The sequence below is a fragment of the Sphingopyxis sp. J-6 genome, assembly GCF_046603995.1.
In the GTDB taxonomy this organism is placed as follows: domain Bacteria; phylum Pseudomonadota; class Alphaproteobacteria; order Sphingomonadales; family Sphingomonadaceae; genus Sphingopyxis.
Genome location: NZ_CP145810.1, coordinates 1,904,251 through 1,918,812 on the forward strand (window position 1 = coordinate 1,904,251; position 14,562 = coordinate 1,918,812).

Genomic DNA, 14,562 nt, shown 5'->3' on the forward strand with positions numbered 1-14,562 from the left:
TCATGGAACGGGCATCCATCGCACTCGACCGCCGCGGCTTCGCCAAGGGGCTGATGGCCACCGCTTTCGCCGGGCTGGCGCTCCATAGCCGCCATGTCTCCGCCGCGATCCTCGCCGACGTCAACCGCTTCGGCGCGCCGGTTTCCGACCCTGCCCGCATCCTCGACCTGCCGCCCGGTTTTTCCTACAAGATCGTTTCGCAGTTCGGCCAGACGATGAGCGACGGACGCCGGGTGCCCAACAGTGCCGACGGCATGGGCTGCACGGCGCTGCCCGACGGGCGGCTGTGCCTGATGCGCAACCATGAACTGGGCGCCGACGAGCTCAAGCACGGCGCCTGCCCGGTGGGCACCGCGGGCGATGCGGCGGCGTTCGATTGCTACCGCATCGGCAGCCGCGAAGCCTTGCCGGGCGGCGTTTCGACGATCATCCTCGATCCCGCCAGCCTTGCGGTCGAGGAGCAATATCTCTCGCTCGTCGGCACCATCTACAATTGCGCGGGCGGCATCACGCCGTGGGGCACCTGGCTGAGCTGCGAGGAAGATGTTTCGCGCGGCGGCGGGCTTCACAAGGAAGACCATGGCTGGGTGTTCGAGATTCCCGTCGCGCCCGGCGGGCTGGTCAGCGCCGAACCGATCAAGGCGATGGGGCGCTTCAACCATGAGGCCGCCGTCGTCGATCCGCGGAGCGGCGCGGTCTATATGACCGAGGACCGGCAGGACAGCCTCTTCTATCGCTTCCTGCCTGCGGTGCCGGGTCAGCTCAGCAAAGGCGGTCGGTTGCAGGCGCTGGCTTTGGCCGATCCGGCGCTTGCGGACACGCGCAACTGGACGCGGCGCACGCTGGCGAGCGGCGGCTGGCACGATGCACGCTGGATCGACCTCGACGATGTCGAAAGCCCCAAGGACGACCTCCGCAAGCGCGGGGCGGGGGCCGGCGCGACGGTCTTCGCGCGCGGCGAGGGCATCCATGGCGGCGATGGCGAGATTTATTTCACTTGCACATCGGGCGGTCCGGCGCGGCGGGGGCAGATCATGCGCTATCGCCCGTCGCCCGCCGAAGGCACGGCGGCCGAGGCGGCGCAGCCGGGACAATTACAATTGTTCGTCGAAACGACCGATCCCGAACATTTCAGCTTCGGCGACAATCTCAGCGTCGCGCCCAATGGCGACCTGATGGTGTGCGAGGACCGGCGCGGCAGCCGGCCCGACAATTATCTGCGCGGCGTGACGCCCGAGGGGAAGGTCTATCCCTTCGCGCGGGTCAGCGCGGCGACCAAGGTGTCGGGCGTCTGCTTCGCGCCCGACGGCAAGACGATGTTCCTGAACCTCTATAACCCCGCGCGGACGATCGCGGTGCGTGGGCCGTTCTGAGCGAAGCCCCTCCCGCGTGGGGAGGGGCTTTGCTTCAGGATCAGATGCGTTCGATGATGATCGCCGGGGCCATGCCGCCCGCAGCGCACATGGTGACGAGGCCGTAGCGGCCGCCCGAGCGCTCGAGTTCGTCGAGCGCGGTGCCGATCAGGATCGAGCCGGTGGCGCCGATCGGATGGCCGAGCGCCATCGCGCCGCCGTTGATGTTCACCTTTTCGCGGTCGAGATCGAGGTCGCGGATGAACTTTTCGGCGACGACGGCGAAGGCTTCGTTGATTTCCCAGACGTCGATGTCGTTCGTGGTCAGGCCGGCCTTTTCGAGCACCTTCTTCGCCGCCGGAACCGGGGCGTTGAGCATCAGCGTCGGGTCGTCGCCCTGATTGGCGTAGGCGACGATGCGCGCGCGGGGCTTCAGGCCGTGCTTGTCGGCATAGTCCTTCGAAGTCAGCAGCAGCGCGGCGGCGCCGTCGACGACGCCCGACGAGTTGCCGGCGTGGTGGACACCCTTGAACTCGAGATCGGGATAGCGGCGGGTGATCTGCTTGCGGAAGGTGGCGCCGTCGCCAAGGTCGAAGTCGGCGAGCGCATCGAAGCTGGCCTTCAGACCCGCAAGCCCTTCGGCGGTGGTTTCGGGGCGCGGGAATTCCTCGCGGTCGAGCGCGACGCTGCCGTCTTCGTTATAGACCGGCACGACCGACTTGGCGAAGCGGCCTTCCTTGATCGCGCGGTCGGCGCGCTGCTGGCTGACCAGCGCAAGCGCATCGACGGCTTCGCGGCTGATGCCTTCTTTCGCCGCGATCGCATCGCCGCAGACGCCCTGATGCGATTGCGGGTGAATTTCGTCGAGCGCGGCGTTGCCCGAACCCATGCCGAGCGGCTTCAAGCCGGCATTGGCTTCCTCGGCGCCGATCTGCGCGGTGTAGCTCATCATTTCGGTGCCGCCGGCGATGACGCAATCTTCCATGCCCGACATCACCGATGCCGCGGCGAAGTTGACCGAGCTGATGCCGCCGCCGCAGAAGCGGTCGAGCGTCGTGCCCGATGCCTTGGTGTCATAGCCCGCGGCGAGTGCGGCCATGCGGCCGAGGTCGCCGCCCTGCTTGCCCTTCTGGGTCGAGGTCGACCAGACGATGTCGTCGACGGTCGCGGTGTCGAGATTGTTGCGATCCTTGATCGCCTTCAGAACCGTCGCGGCGAGGTGCTGCGGGTGGAGGTGCGACAGGGCGCCCTTGCCGGGCTTGCCGATCCCGCGCGGGGTGCGGACGGCGTCGATAATATAGGCTTCGGTCATTTCACAGGGTTCCTTCTTCGAGGGGAGTTTTTAAATTAACGCGGGGCCATCCTGATTGCGCCGTCGAGGCGCACGGCCTGGCCGTTGAAATAGCTGTTGCGGACCATCTCCATCGCGAGGCTGGCATATTCCTCGGCTTTGCCGAGCCGCTTGGGGAAGGGGACCGAGGCGCCGAGGCTGGCGAGCACCGGTTCGGGCAGGCCCGCAACCAGCGGCGTGCTGAACACGCCGGGCATGATCGCATTGACGCGGATGCCGAGGTCCATCAGGTCGCGCGCCATCGGCAGAACAAGACCGTTCACGCCGGCCTTCGCGGAGCCGTAGATCACCTGACCGATCTGCGCATCCTGCGCCGCGACCGAGGCGGTGAGGACGATCGCGCCGCGCTCGCCGTCTTCGAGTTCGGGCAGCGTCGCCATGCCCTCGGCCGCGATCGAGGCGATGCGGTAGCTCGCGGTCAGGATGCCGGCGACGCCATAGGCGTAATCTTCGGTCGGGGTGCGACGGAAGCTGCCGGTCGCCTTGTCGAACGCCAGCGTCTTGCCGCGGCGCGAGGTCATCGCGCAGTGGACGCAGATGCGCTCCTGCCCGTGCGCGGCGCGTGCGGTCCCATAGCCGTCAAGGACCGACTGTTCGTCGGTGATATCGACATGGATGAACAGGCCGCCGATCGACGCCGCGACCTCCTCGCCGAGCGCATCGTTGATATCGAAGATGGCGACCTTGACGCCCGCCGCGGCGAGCGCCTCGGCTGTCGCGCGGCCGAGGCCCGAAGCGCCGCCGGTGACGACGGCTGCGGTGCTGTTATCGATCTTCATGGGCGGCGCCTCCTCAGGCCGGGATCTGGTTGAAGGGGACGCCCTTGTCGGGGCGATGATCTTGCGGCAGCCCGAGAATCTTTTCGGCGATCGTGTTGAGCAGCGTCTCGTCCGATCCGCCCGCGATGCGGCCCGTCGGCGCGTTGATCCAGCTCGACGTCCAGTCCTCCTTTTGCGAGGCGTGATTGTCGTAGCCGAAGCCAGCCGAGCCTTGCAGATCGATCGCGAGTTCGGAGAGCTTCTGGCGCGATCGCACTGCGACGAGTTTGTTGAGCGAGCCTTCGGGGCCGGGGGTCATGCCGGCCTGCATCATCGCCATCGCGCGCGCGGTGATCGATTGCAGTCCGCTGCGCATCGCATAGTTGCGCGCGATCTGCTGGCGGATGCGGCCATCCTCGATCGCGGGCTTGCCATTGAGCTCAGTGTCCTTCGCAAGCTCGACGAACAGGTCGAGATGCGGGCCGAAGCCCGCACTGTCGGTCGCGACATAGCGCTCGATCATCAGCGTTGCGATCGCGACCGCGAAACCGCCGCCGACCGGCGACATGCGATGATCGTCGCCGATCTTCACATCGTCGAAGAACACTTCGTTGACGTGGCTGTCGCCGCCGACCAGCTTGATCGGACGCACGGTGACTCCCGGCGCCTTCATGTCGACCCAGAAGTAGGTGAGCCCCTTGTGCTTCGGCACATTGGGGTCGGTGCGCACGACGATGACGCCATAGTCGCTGTAATGCGCCCAGCTCGTCCACACCTTCTGGCCGTTGATCTTCCAGCCGTTGCCGTCGGGCTCCGCCTTGGTGCGCAGGCCAGCGAGGTCGGAGCCGCCGGCGGGTTCGGAGAAGAGCTGGCACCAGATTTCTTCGCCCTGCAGCGCCTTCAGCACCCGTTCCTTGACCCACGCCTTGTCCTCGCCAAACTGCATCAGGACGGGGATCGGCATGCCGAGCGAGATGCCGAAATAGAAGCTGGGGAAGCCGTGCTTCATTTCCTCGGTATCGAAGGTGACCTTTTCGAGGTGACCCTTGCCCTGACCGCCGAACTCGGTCGGCCAGTTGATCCCGGCATAGCCGGCGTCGAATTTCGCCTTCTGATATTTGCGGGCGAGCGCGAGGTCGTCGGCTTCGGACAGGCCCTTGCGCGCCGCCTTGCCATAGCTCGGCACCATCGATTCGAGCCAGGCCGCGGCCTTGGTGCGATAGGCTTCGAGATCACTCATGCGGCTTCTCCCGTCAGGCGGTCGACGAGAACGTCTTCCCAGAAGAGCAGATTGCCCTGCTCGATCGCGAGGCTGCGCGCGCGGCGGGTGTGAAGGTGGAGGCCGAGCTCCCACGTCACCCCGATGCCGCCATGAATCTGCACGCAGTCGCGCGAGGCGGTGTCATACGCCTCGGTTGCCGAGATGCGCGCCGCGGCGGCGGCGATGACGAAATCGACCTGACCTTCGCGCGAGGCGGCGTGAATGCAGTTGGCGCGCGCCAGTTCGACGAGGCCGTAAAGTTCGGCGATGCGATGCTTGATCGACTGGAAAGCGCCGATCGGCTGGCCGAAAGCGCGGCGGGTGACGGCGTAATCGCGTGCGATCTCCATCATCGCCTCGGCGCCGCCAGTTTGCTCGTGTGCGGTGATCACCGCTTGCAAGGCGAGGATATGGAGCGCCGCCTCGCGCGCCGCGCCACCGGTAACCAGCGTTTCGGCGGGTGTGCCCGCGAATTCGAGGTCGGCGTAAAGGCGGCTGTTGTCGAAGCTGGCGATTGCGGTGCGCTTGACGTCCGCAAGCTCCGCGACCGCGAGTACGGGCATGCCGGGGCCGTTCGCAAAGACCACCGCGATGTCGGCGGCAAGCCCGCCGGCAACGCCGGTCATCACCCCGTCGAGCCGCTCTCCGGTCAGCGTCAGCGACGGCCGCGCGGGCAGGGCGTTGGCGCCGCTGGCGAAGGCGACGGCGCCGATGGTCTCGCCGCTCGCGAGACCGGGCAGCCATTTCGCCTTCTGGTCGTCGGTCCCGTAGAGTTCGATCGCCTTGGCGGCGCCGAAGTTCGACGTCAGGAAGGGTGCGCCGCTCAGCGAGCGTCCTGCCTGATGCGCGATCAGCCCGAGTTCGACGAGCCCGAGGTCGAGTCCGCCATAGGCTTCGGGAAGCGCGAGCGCCGTCCAGCCTTGCTCCTTCGCCGTGGTCCAGAAGCTCTCATGATAGCGGCCACTGGTTTCGAGCAGCGGGAGCAACTCTTCCTTGCTCACCCGGGCTTCGAGCACGCGACGCGACTCGGTCGCGATCGCCTGTTGCCCTTCGTCGTATAGAATCGACATGCGCGTTCGAGTCCTCACCCTTATGTGTTGAGATATCCAACCGGACGTTGACGTAAACGTCAAGCAGTAGTTGACGCTACGGCTAGCGAACCGTGAATTTCTTGGCCTTGTCGGCCATCAGCGCGGCGCGGTTGACCTGCGGTACCCCGATCGGATTGCCGATCTGGCAATATTTGAGGCCCTGCTGCAGCGCGACGCTGCGCGGCAGGTCGAGCGATTCCCAGATCGCCTTGACCGATCCGGCCGTCGCTGCGGGCGGCTTGGCGGCGATCGTTGTCGCCAGTTCGTGCGCGCGCGGCCACAGATCGTCGAGCGTCGTGATCTCGCTGACCAGCCCGATGCGCAGCGCGGTTCCCGCGCCGATGCGTTCGTCGTTGCCGAGCAGCACCATGCGCAGCACGTCGTGGAGCGGCATGTGATAGGTCATGCCGATCGGTTCGAGCGCGCTGGTCATCCCGTATGTGACATGTGGGTCGAAGAAGGTCGCGTCTTCGGAGCAGATGATGATGTCGCTCTCGTTGAGCCAGTAGAAGGCGCCGCCTGCGGCCATGCCGTGCACCGCGGCGATCACCGGCTTCCAGCATTTCATCGACTTGGGGCCGAGATAATTGCCGGGATCCTCGCAGTGCCAGATGTTGGCGAGGTCGACGACCGTGCCGCCTTCCTTCTGCGATTCCTTGACGTCGACGCCGGTGCACCACGCCTTGCCGGGCGCCGCACGCAGCACGCAGCAATGCACGTCGTCGTTGCTGCCGACCCACTTCCACAGATGCTCGAATTCGTCCATCATCCGTTTGGTGAAGCTGTTCATCGCTTCGGGCCGGTTGATCGTGATCGTCGCGATATGGTCGGCGACGTCGACGAGGATGGTTTCATATTGCATGGCCAGCGATTCCTCTCCCGGCATTTGTCATGGTTGACCTAGTTATACAACTCGCTATGACACAGGTCGCAACAACGGGGCAAGTCCTGCGATGAATTTCGACCTCAGCGATGAACAGAAAATGCTCGGCGAGCAAGCGAGCGCGCTGTTTGCCGATATGACACCTTTCGACCGGCTGCGCACGCTGATCGATTCGGGCGCCGAATGGGACGAGCCGCTGTGGCGCGCGCTCGCCGACATGGGCTTCCTCGGCGCGGCGATCCCCGAGGAATATGGCGGACTCGGGCTCGGCGCGCTCGACCTCGGCGTGATCATGGAAGCGCTCGGCGCCGCCAACGCCGCGGTGCCGTTCATGAGCTCGATCGTGCTGGCAGCCGAGGCGATCCGGCTGGCGGGCAGCGAGGCACAGAAGGCGGCGTGGCTGCCGAAGCTGGCCAGCGGCGAGGCGATCGCCACCTTTGCCTATGCCGAAGGGCCGGGACCGGTGTTTGCGACCGGCGTGACGCTGGAGGGCGGCAAGCTAACCGGCAGCAAGTCGCCGGTCGCCGATGCAGGAATCGCCGATATCGCGGTGGTGCTTGTCAGGGGCGGCGGTTTCGCGCTCGTCGAACTCGATCAGGCGGGCGTGACGCGCACCAAGCTCGACAGTTTTGACCAGCTTCGCCCGCACTACCGGATCGATTTCGACGGGGTGGCGGCCGAGGCCATGCCGGGCGCCGGCAAGCTCGATCGCCTCATCGATCAGGCGGCGGTGCAGGCGGCATTCGAAGCCGTCGGCGGCGCCGAGGCCTGTCTGCACATGGCGCGCGACTATGCGATGGAACGCCAGATCTTCGGGCGGCCGCTCGGGGGGTTTCAGGCGATCAAGCACAAGCTCGCCGATGTTGCGGTGGCGACCGAACTCGCCCGCTCCAACGCCTATTATGGTGGCTGGGCGGCCGAATCCTCACCCGACGATTTGCCTGCGGCCGCCGCCGCCGCTCGCCTGTCCGGAATCAAATGCTTCGAAATGGCGGCGCGCGAGAATCTGCAGGTGCACGGCGGCATCGGCTATACCTTCGAGGCGAACTGCCATTTCTATTACCGGCGCGAGCGGATGCTCGCCGTGCATCTTGGCAACCGGGGCTTTTGGGCCGACCGGCTACTGAACGCACAGCCGGGCAGTCAGGTGAAGGCGGCGTAAGATGGATTTCAACGACAGCCCCGAAGAAGCCGCCTTCCGCGCCGAGGCGCGCGCGTGGCTCGCCGCGCACGCGCCCGCGCACGAACTTCCCGCCGGCGCGAAGATGCCCGACACCGAAGAGGCCGACCGCGGCCGCGCGTGGATGCGTGAGCTTTACGCCGGCGGCTGGTCGGGGCTGACGTTCCCCCAGGCGCTTGGCGGGCGCGGGCTATCGGGGATCGAGGCGGTGATCTTCGCGGAGGAAGAGGGGAAGTATCATCTGCCGAAGGGACCGTTCACGTCGATCGGGACCGGCATGGCGCTGCCCGTAATCGCGAAACATGGCAATGACGAACAGCGGGCACGCTTTATCGAAGCGACGCTGAAGGGCGACATCACCTGGTGCCAGCTCTTTTCCGAACCCGCCGCCGGCTCCGACCTTGCCGGATTGCGAACCAAAGCGGTGCGTGCCGACGACAGCAGTGGCGACTGGATCGTCAACGGGCAGAAGGTCTGGTCGAGCTGGGCGCATCTGACCGACTGGGGCATCCTCGTCGTGCGCACCGACCCGACGGTGCCCAAGCATAAGGGGCTGACCTTCTTCGTCGTCGATACGAAGACGCCGGGGATCGAGACGCGTCCGATCCGCCAGATTTCCGGGGCGAGCGAGTTCAACGAGACGTTCCTGACCGACGTCCGCATTCCCGACGCCAACCGGCTTGGCGCCGAAGGTGAAGGGTGGGCGTGCTGCATGACGGTGCTGATGGGCGAACGCCTCGGTTCGGGCGCGCATCGCAGCGGAGTCGAACCGCTGCTCGATTTCGCGGCCGTCACCCCCGACGGGCACGGCGGGACGATGCTCGACGACCGGTCGATCCGCCAGCAGTTCGCCGAGGCGCTGGCCGAGGAGCAGGGCGAACGCTTTTTTCAGGCGCGGCTGCGGACGATGGTGTCGAAGGGCGAGAACCCCGGCGCGCTCGCCGGGATGGTCAAGCTCGCTTATGCTTCGCGCTACCAGAAGACCAACGGTCTTGCGCTCGAACTGCGCGGTCTGGCGGGCATTGCGCCCGAAGCGGACGACACGCAGACGGGCGAGGTCCAGTATGACTATATCTATTCGACCGTGATGCGCATCGCGGGCGGCGCCGACGAAGTACTGCGCAACCAGATCGCCGAACGCGTGCTGGGGATGCCCGGCGAAGTGCGGATGGACAAGGACGTGCCGTTCGAGAAGCTGAAGGGATAGGCCTTCGATCTCGTCATTGCGACCCCGGTGAAAGCCGGGGGACGCAATCTCCAGCTATCGTCCAATCTACCCGATAGCTGGAGATTGCTTCGTCGCTACGCTCCTCGCAATGACGGCGATTAGGCCGCCCGCCGCCGCGCTTCCGCTGCCTTGGTCAACGGCGCGACGAGGTCCTTTTTCAGGATCTTGCCGTTCGGGTTGAGCGGCATCACGTCCATCACGACCAGCGTCCGCGGCACCTTGTTGTCGCCGAGATGCGCCTTGCAGAAATCGATGATCTCGTCTGCGGTCGCCTCGCCGCAGCCGGGGCGCAGCGTCACCGCGGCCGCGATATCCTCGCCGAGCACCTCGTGTGGTACACCGACCACGGCCGCCTGCTGGACCGCCGGATGCAGATGGAGCACCGTTTCGATCTCGAGCGGGGTGATATTGTAGCCGCCGCGGATGATCAGTTCCTTCGACCGCCCCGCCATGATCAGGTCGCCGTCATCGTCGACGAAGCCGAGGTCGCCGGTCTTCGTCCAGCCGCCCTTGAAACCCGCCTCGGTCGCTTCGGGGTCGTTCCAGTAGCGACGCTGATGTTTCTGCCAGCCGTAGATTTCGCCGACGACGCCCGGTTCGGTGACGATATTTCCCGCTTCGTCGCGGATCTGCATATGCGCCGGCATCTTGCCGACGCAGCCAGGCTTCAGCACCTGTTCCTGGCTGCGCGTCCCGATCCCGACGCCGCCTTCAGACATGCCATAGCTGTTGCGGATACGCAGATGCGGCCAGAGTTCGGCCGCCCGCTTCACCGAATCGTGGGGCAGCGGCGCGGTGCCGGTCATCAGATATTTGACCCCCGCCATGTCGTAGGTCGCGACATCGGGATGGTCGAGCACGAGCCGCAGCATCGAAGGCACAAGATAGACGAGGTCGGGCCGCTTTTCCTTCGCCAGTTCGAGGAAGCCCTTGGGATCGAATTTCGGCTGGGTGATCGCGGTAGCGCCGCCGCGCGCGGGCAGCATGACGATCCCGATATTGCCGCCCGATCCGGTGAGCGGCAGGGCGTTCAGCGTCGAGCGCGAGCGGTCCTGATTATGGCCCGTGACGCCGGTCATCAGGTCGGGATGCGAAATCACGACGCCCTTGATCTTGCCTGTCGTCCCCGATGTGCCGAGGATTTCGGCGTCGGCCGCCGGGTCGAGGCTCGCCTGATCGGGCAACGCGGCGAGGTCGCGCGGCATATCGTCGACATTCCAGCAGCCGGCGAGATCGAGACCCTTTACCAGATCGGGGGCGTCGGTCAGACAAAAGCGCGGTCCGCACAGCGCGGCATAATCGGCGACTTCCTTCGGGTTGAGCCGCGTGCTGATCGGGCAGGCGATGCCGCCGGCGCGGAACACCGCGAACACCGCGATCGCCATTTCGACCGCATGCGCGTTGCTGATCGGCAGGAAGACGCGGTCGCCGGGAACCAGCCCCGCCGCGGTGAGCCCGCCGCCGATCTCGTCGGCCTCGCGGTCCCATTCGGCGAAGCTGATCTGCCGCCTTATGTCGTCGTGTGCGATCTCATCGGCCTGATGCGACGCGCGCACCTTCAATGCATCGCTGATGCGGCGAACTTCCATTGGCGACACTATCCCCTTGCTTCGATATGAAGCATGTATTACCTAGTTATATAACTCGTGACAAGGGAGATATGCGATGGCCGAGGCGAAAAGCGACATCAAGCAAAGCGATGAGTGGCAGAAAGCCGTCGCCTATGAGATTACGGACGAGGATATCGAGCGGCAGCGCAAATTGCTCGGCTTCGATCAGGCGGCGAAGACGCGCGAATATATCCAGACCGCGACCGAGGATAATATTCGCAACTTCGCGCACGGCATGGGCGACGACAAGCCGCTCTACACCGACCCGGCCTATGCGAAAAAGACGCGCTGGGGCAGCGTGATCGCACCGGGGATGATGGCTGGCATCATCAACAAGCCGATGAAGGGCGACCCGGTGCCCGACGAGATCAAGGCGCTGAAAAAGAGCCTGTTCCGCGGCATCCACGTCTTCGTGTCGGGTTCGCAATGGGACTTTTATCGCCCCATTTATCCCGGTGACACCATCTACAGCTTCAACGGCGACGAAAGCTGCGAGGTCAAGCAGTCGGAATTTGCGGGCCGGTCGGTGATCACCGTTCGCCGCGACGTCAAGATGAACCAGCGCGGCGAGGTTGTCGCAGTTTACCGCATCCTGCGCGTCCTGACCGAGCGCAAGACCGCAGCGAAGAAGGGCAAATATTCGGCGATCGAACCCGCAAGCTATACCGACGAGGAAATGCAGGCGATCGAGGATATTTACGCCAAGGAACAGGTTCAGGGTGCCGAGAAGCGCTGGTTCGAAAGCGTGGAGAAGGGCGATTCGGTGGGGCTGCAGGCCAAGGGCCCGCTGACCGTCACCGACGTCATCTGCTTCCACGCCGGCGGTTACGGCTTCGTGCCCTATGCCCCGACCGCGAACCGCCTCGCGCACAAGAACCGCCAGCGCATCCCCGCCTTCTACGTGAAGAACGAGCATGGCATCCCCGACGTCGCGCAGCGGCTGCACTGGGACCCGCTGTGGGCGCAGGCGATCGGCAATCCGATGGCCTATGACTATGGGGTTATGCGCGAAAATTACCTGTGGCAGTATCTGAGCGACTGGGCGGGCGACGACGCGGTGATCACCCACATCCACGACGAGATCCGCAAGTTCAACTATATGGGCGACGTCCAGCGCGTCACCGGCGAAGTGCTCGCAAAGCGGCAGGAGGGCGGGCAGAGCCTCGTCGACGTTGCGGTGAAATTCACTAACCAGCGCGACGAGGAAACGGTGCGCGCGACCGCGACGATCGCGCTGCCGAGCAAGGATCGGCCGCTGCCGCTCTATCCGCAGGTGCCCGACGAACTCGCCGAAAAGGCGGTGCGCATGCTGGCGCGTCATCGCGAGCTCGGCGGGGATTGATTCACTTGCCATTCGCCATGAAGATCGGGGCAGGGGAGGCCCAGCGATGTCCGAAGTGCTGATCGACGATGATGCGGGGGTCCGTACCATCACCCTCAACCGGCCCGACCGGCTCAACGCGCTGACCAGTTCGATCATGGCGCCGCTGGCCGACGCTTGCGCCGATGCGGCGCGCGATGCGTCGGTCGGCTGCGTGGTGGTGACGGGGGCAGGCAGGGGCTTTTGTGCCGGCGGCGACCTCAAGGAAGGCGGCGCCGACAAGGCGGTCGTGCCCGCCAATCCGGATGTCGGCAGCCGCACCGAACAGGGCCATGTGCGCCTCCGCACTTTCATGGAAACCTCCCGCCTGCTCCACGAAATGCCCAAGCCGACGATCGCGATGGTCAACGGGCCGGTCGCGGGCGCGGGGATCGGCATCGCGGGAGCGTGCGACCTGCGTTTCGCAGGCAGGAGCGCGAGTTTCCTGACCGCTTTCGACCGCATCGGCGCGGGGGGCGATTTCGGATCGACCTGGTTCTGGACCAAGATCGTCGGCACCGGCGTCGCGCGCGAACTCTTTCTGCTCGGCGAAAAGCTGTCGGCGGAAGAGGCGTTCGCCAAGGGACTCTACACGCGGCTCTTCGACGACGAGGCGCTGCGCGACGAGACGATGAAGGCGGCGCGCCGCCTCGCCGACGGGCCGCGCATGGGTTACCGCTATATGAAGGCAAACCTCAACAATGCCGAGGATTGGGCGTTCGAGGCGGCGCTCGATGCCGAGGCGCTCAACATGGGGCTTTCGACCAGCGCGACTGCGATGATCTGGCGCGAGAAGAAGAAGGCCGAAAATCCCGATGGCTGATTTCGAGCATATCCGCATCGATCGCCATGACGGTGGGATCGCGGCGGTCGTTGTGGCGCGTGCCGATATCGGCAATGCGTCGTCGCCCGAAATGCTCGGTGAGATCCGCGAGGCCTTTGCTGCGCTCTCCACTGACCGCGACGTCCGCGCGATCGTGTTCGCCGCCGAGGGCAAGCATTTCTCGGTCGGCGCCGATTTTGCCTTTCTGCAAAAGCTGACGGGCATGTCGGCGAGCGAGATCAAGGACACCGTCTACGCCAATTTTCAGGGCGCGGCGCGCGCCATCTACCGTTGCCCCAAGCCGACGCTGGCGCTCGTGCAGGGCGCGGCGGTGACGGTCGGCTGCGAACTGGCACTCGCCTGCGATTTCCGTATCGCGGCCGACAATGCCATGTTTCAGGAAAGCTGGATCAAGCTCGGCATCATGCCGCCGCTCGGCGGGACATTCCTGCTCCCGCGCATCGTCGGGCTCGGCCGCGCGATGGAGATGTGCCTGCGCGGCAAGCAGGTTCGCGCCGACGAGGCGCTGCTCATCGGCCTGGTCGGCGAAGTCGTCGCCCGCGACGATCTCGACGCGCGCGGCATGGAACTGGCGCGCGACCTCGCGGCTTCGGCGCCGCTTGGCTATGCCACGGTCAAGCAGTCGATCCAGCGTGCGCTCGAAAGCAGCATGGAGGCCGAATGGCAGGCGAACCTGCCCAATCAGGCCCTGCTACTCGGCAGCGAGGATCATCGCGAGGGGCTGGCCGCGGTCACCGAGAAGCGCGCGCCGCAATTTCAGGGGCGCTAGGTCTTTTCGAGCTTCTGCCCCGCGGCGACGAAGATCGTCTGCGTTCCCTTGGCATAGACGCCCTCGGCATCGGCGAAGACCGTCTGTGCGAGGGCATGGCCGTTGCCCGCGCCCTCGGTAAACGCATCGAGCAGGAACCAGTCGCCGCGCGGCATGCGGAAGAACTGGATCGAGATGTCGAGATTGGCGTAGCTCCACTCATGCGCAAAGGTCGCGCTGCCGACGCCGTTGCCGAAATCGGCGAAGAGACATGCCTTGGCGAAGGGGGAGGCGGGCACGCCCGCCACGACTTCGCCGTCCATCCGCATCCACGACACGCCGCGCCCCGGTTCGCGCACCCGGCCCATGATCGGGCGCGTCCGGATCGCCCCGGCCATGCTCGCGCCGACGAGGAAATTGTCCTCGGCCACATCGTCGGGCGCCGGGTGCGGCTGCGGCGCGGCGAAGGCCGGGGTGTCGAGGTGGCGCGCGAGCAGCACATGCGCCTGTGCAACCAGCCGGTCGGCGGCGAGCAGCTCGATGCGGTATAGTTGCGCCTGCCGTCCCTGCCGCACCGGCACGATACGCGGCACCAGCGGCGCACGCGGGACGATGCCGAGGATATCGATCGTCAAGCGACAGATTTCGAAATCGGGATCGAAACCGGCATTCTCGACGATGTGTCCGATCAGCGCCGCGATCGGTCCGCCTGCGACCGCATTGGCGAACCAGGGATTGCGGGCAAGACCCGAAGGGAGGAAGGCTTCGCCTTCGGCGGTGAAATAGTGCGGGATGGTGTCGGGGTCGATGCTCATCGGTCGCCTCTACCACGCCCGCCATGTCGCACAACATATTTGACGTAGTTATATAACTCAGGCATAGGATTCGACAAGACG

13 protein-coding genes are annotated in these 14,562 nt (G+C 65.6%); 6 read left to right on the top strand and 7 right to left on the bottom strand.

The window, feature by feature from the left end; translation table 11 throughout:
* Nucleotides 1-2: 2 nt before the first annotated feature.
* Nucleotides 3-1,373 (top strand): alkaline phosphatase PhoX, encoded by a 1,371-nt coding sequence (locus V6U71_RS09110; RefSeq protein ID WP_411341942.1) that lies wholly within the window; start codon nt 3-5, stop codon nt 1,371-1,373.
* 40 nt (nt 1,374-1,413) lie between these two features.
* On the opposite strand, the gene V6U71_RS09115 is transcribed toward V6U71_RS09110, so the two are convergent.
* From V6U71_RS09115 to V6U71_RS09135, 5 genes are all read right to left on the bottom strand, one after another.
* Nucleotides 1,414-2,664: an acetyl-CoA C-acetyltransferase gene (locus tag V6U71_RS09115; protein ID WP_411341943.1), complete on the bottom strand. Its 1,251-nt coding sequence runs from the start codon at nt 2,662-2,664 to the stop codon at nt 1,414-1,416.
* A gap of 35 nt (nt 2,665-2,699) precedes the next feature.
* Nucleotides 2,700-3,482: an SDR family oxidoreductase gene (locus tag V6U71_RS09120; protein WP_411341944.1), complete on the bottom strand. Its 783-nt coding sequence runs from the start codon at nt 3,480-3,482 to the stop codon at nt 2,700-2,702.
* A 13-nt stretch (nt 3,483-3,495) separates the two neighbouring features.
* Nucleotides 3,496-4,701 carry an acyl-CoA dehydrogenase family protein gene (locus tag V6U71_RS09125; RefSeq protein WP_411341945.1) on the bottom strand — a complete coding sequence of 402 codons (1,206 nt, stop codon included), beginning with the start codon at nt 4,699-4,701 and terminating at the stop codon, nt 3,496-3,498.
* Nucleotides 4,698-5,792, bottom strand: coding sequence for an acyl-CoA dehydrogenase family protein (locus tag V6U71_RS09130; RefSeq protein ID WP_411341946.1), 1,095 nt, complete (start codon nt 5,790-5,792; stop codon nt 4,698-4,700). The genes V6U71_RS09125 and V6U71_RS09130 overlap by 4 nt, the downstream gene beginning before the upstream one ends.
* 82 nt (nt 5,793-5,874) lie before the next feature.
* Nucleotides 5,875-6,675: an enoyl-CoA hydratase/isomerase family protein gene (locus V6U71_RS09135; RefSeq protein WP_411341947.1), complete on the bottom strand. Its 801-nt coding sequence runs from the start codon at nt 6,673-6,675 to the stop codon at nt 5,875-5,877.
* 91 nt (nt 6,676-6,766) lie between these two features.
* On the opposite strand from V6U71_RS09135, the gene V6U71_RS09140 reads away from it, so the two are divergent.
* The gene (locus V6U71_RS09140) at nt 6,767-7,858 is read left to right on the top strand and encodes an acyl-CoA dehydrogenase family protein (protein WP_411341948.1); all 1,092 of its coding nucleotides are present in this window, start codon (nt 6,767-6,769) and stop codon (nt 7,856-7,858) included.
* Between the two features lies 1 nt (nt 7,859).
* Nucleotides 7,860-9,083, top strand: coding sequence for an acyl-CoA dehydrogenase family protein (locus V6U71_RS09145; protein WP_411341949.1), 1,224 nt, complete (start codon nt 7,860-7,862; stop codon nt 9,081-9,083).
* A gap of 119 nt (nt 9,084-9,202) precedes the next feature.
* On the opposite strand, the gene V6U71_RS09150 is transcribed toward V6U71_RS09145, so the two are convergent.
* The gene (locus tag V6U71_RS09150; protein ID WP_411341950.1) at nt 9,203-10,693 is read right to left on the bottom strand and encodes a class I adenylate-forming enzyme family protein; all 1,491 of its coding nucleotides are present in this window, start codon (nt 10,691-10,693) and stop codon (nt 9,203-9,205) included.
* Nucleotides 10,694-10,769: 76 nt separating this feature from the next.
* Here V6U71_RS09150 and V6U71_RS09155 point away from each other — a divergent pair, with 76 nt between their 5' ends.
* The 3 genes from V6U71_RS09155 to V6U71_RS09165 are packed head-to-tail and all read left to right on the top strand — an operon-like array spanning nt 10,770 to nt 13,687.
* On the top strand, nt 10,770-12,056 hold the full coding sequence (locus tag V6U71_RS09155; RefSeq protein WP_411341951.1) for an FAS1-like dehydratase domain-containing protein: 1,287 nt from the start codon (nt 10,770-10,772) through the stop codon (nt 12,054-12,056).
* 46 nt (nt 12,057-12,102) lie between these two features.
* Complete coding sequence (locus V6U71_RS09160) at nt 12,103-12,897, top strand: enoyl-CoA hydratase-related protein (RefSeq protein ID WP_411341952.1); 795 nt, start codon at nt 12,103-12,105, stop codon at nt 12,895-12,897.
* Nucleotides 12,890-13,687, top strand: a complete 798-nt coding sequence (locus V6U71_RS09165; protein ID WP_411341953.1) for an enoyl-CoA hydratase/isomerase family protein — start codon at nt 12,890-12,892, stop codon at nt 13,685-13,687. Before V6U71_RS09160 ends, V6U71_RS09165 begins: the two co-directional genes overlap by 8 nt.
* Here V6U71_RS09165 and V6U71_RS09170 read toward each other — a convergent pair.
* On the bottom strand, nt 13,684-14,481 hold the full coding sequence (locus V6U71_RS09170) for a thioesterase family protein (protein ID WP_411341954.1): 798 nt from the start codon (nt 14,479-14,481) through the stop codon (nt 13,684-13,686). The genes V6U71_RS09165 and V6U71_RS09170 overlap by 4 nt on opposite strands.
* Nucleotides 14,482-14,562 lie beyond the last annotated feature (81 nt).

What these genes read in the sequence shown, in the direction of transcription:
- V6U71_RS09155 (WP_411341951.1), top strand. Translation starts at nt 10,770, where the DNA reads ATGGCCGAGGCGAAAAGCGACATCAAGCAAAGCGATGAGTGGCAGAAA.
- V6U71_RS09110 (WP_411341942.1), top strand. Translation starts at nt 3, where the DNA reads ATGGAACGGGCATCCATCGCACTCGACCGCCGCGGCTTCGCCAAGGGG.
- V6U71_RS09165 (WP_411341953.1), top strand. Translation starts at nt 12,890, where the DNA reads ATGGCTGATTTCGAGCATATCCGCATCGATCGCCATGACGGTGGGATC.
- V6U71_RS09115 (WP_411341943.1), bottom strand. Translation starts at nt 2,664, where the DNA reads ATGACCGAAGCCTATATTATCGACGCCGTCCGCACCCCGCGCGGGATC.
- V6U71_RS09170 (WP_411341954.1), bottom strand. Translation starts at nt 14,481, where the DNA reads ATGAGCATCGACCCCGACACCATCCCGCACTATTTCACCGCCGAAGGC.
- V6U71_RS09130 (WP_411341946.1), bottom strand. Translation starts at nt 5,792, where the DNA reads ATGTCGATTCTATACGACGAAGGGCAACAGGCGATCGCGACCGAGTCG.
- V6U71_RS09125 (WP_411341945.1), bottom strand. Translation starts at nt 4,701, where the DNA reads ATGAGTGATCTCGAAGCCTATCGCACCAAGGCCGCGGCCTGGCTCGAA.
- V6U71_RS09150 (WP_411341950.1), bottom strand. Translation starts at nt 10,693, where the DNA reads ATGGAAGTTCGCCGCATCAGCGATGCATTGAAGGTGCGCGCGTCGCAT.
- V6U71_RS09120 (WP_411341944.1), bottom strand. Translation starts at nt 3,482, where the DNA reads ATGAAGATCGATAACAGCACCGCAGCCGTCGTCACCGGCGGCGCTTCG.
- V6U71_RS09135 (WP_411341947.1), bottom strand. Translation starts at nt 6,675, where the DNA reads ATGCAATATGAAACCATCCTCGTCGACGTCGCCGACCATATCGCGACG.
- V6U71_RS09145 (WP_411341949.1), top strand. Translation starts at nt 7,860, where the DNA reads ATGGATTTCAACGACAGCCCCGAAGAAGCCGCCTTCCGCGCCGAGGCG.
- V6U71_RS09140 (WP_411341948.1), top strand. Translation starts at nt 6,767, where the DNA reads ATGAATTTCGACCTCAGCGATGAACAGAAAATGCTCGGCGAGCAAGCG.
- V6U71_RS09160 (WP_411341952.1), top strand. Translation starts at nt 12,103, where the DNA reads ATGTCCGAAGTGCTGATCGACGATGATGCGGGGGTCCGTACCATCACC.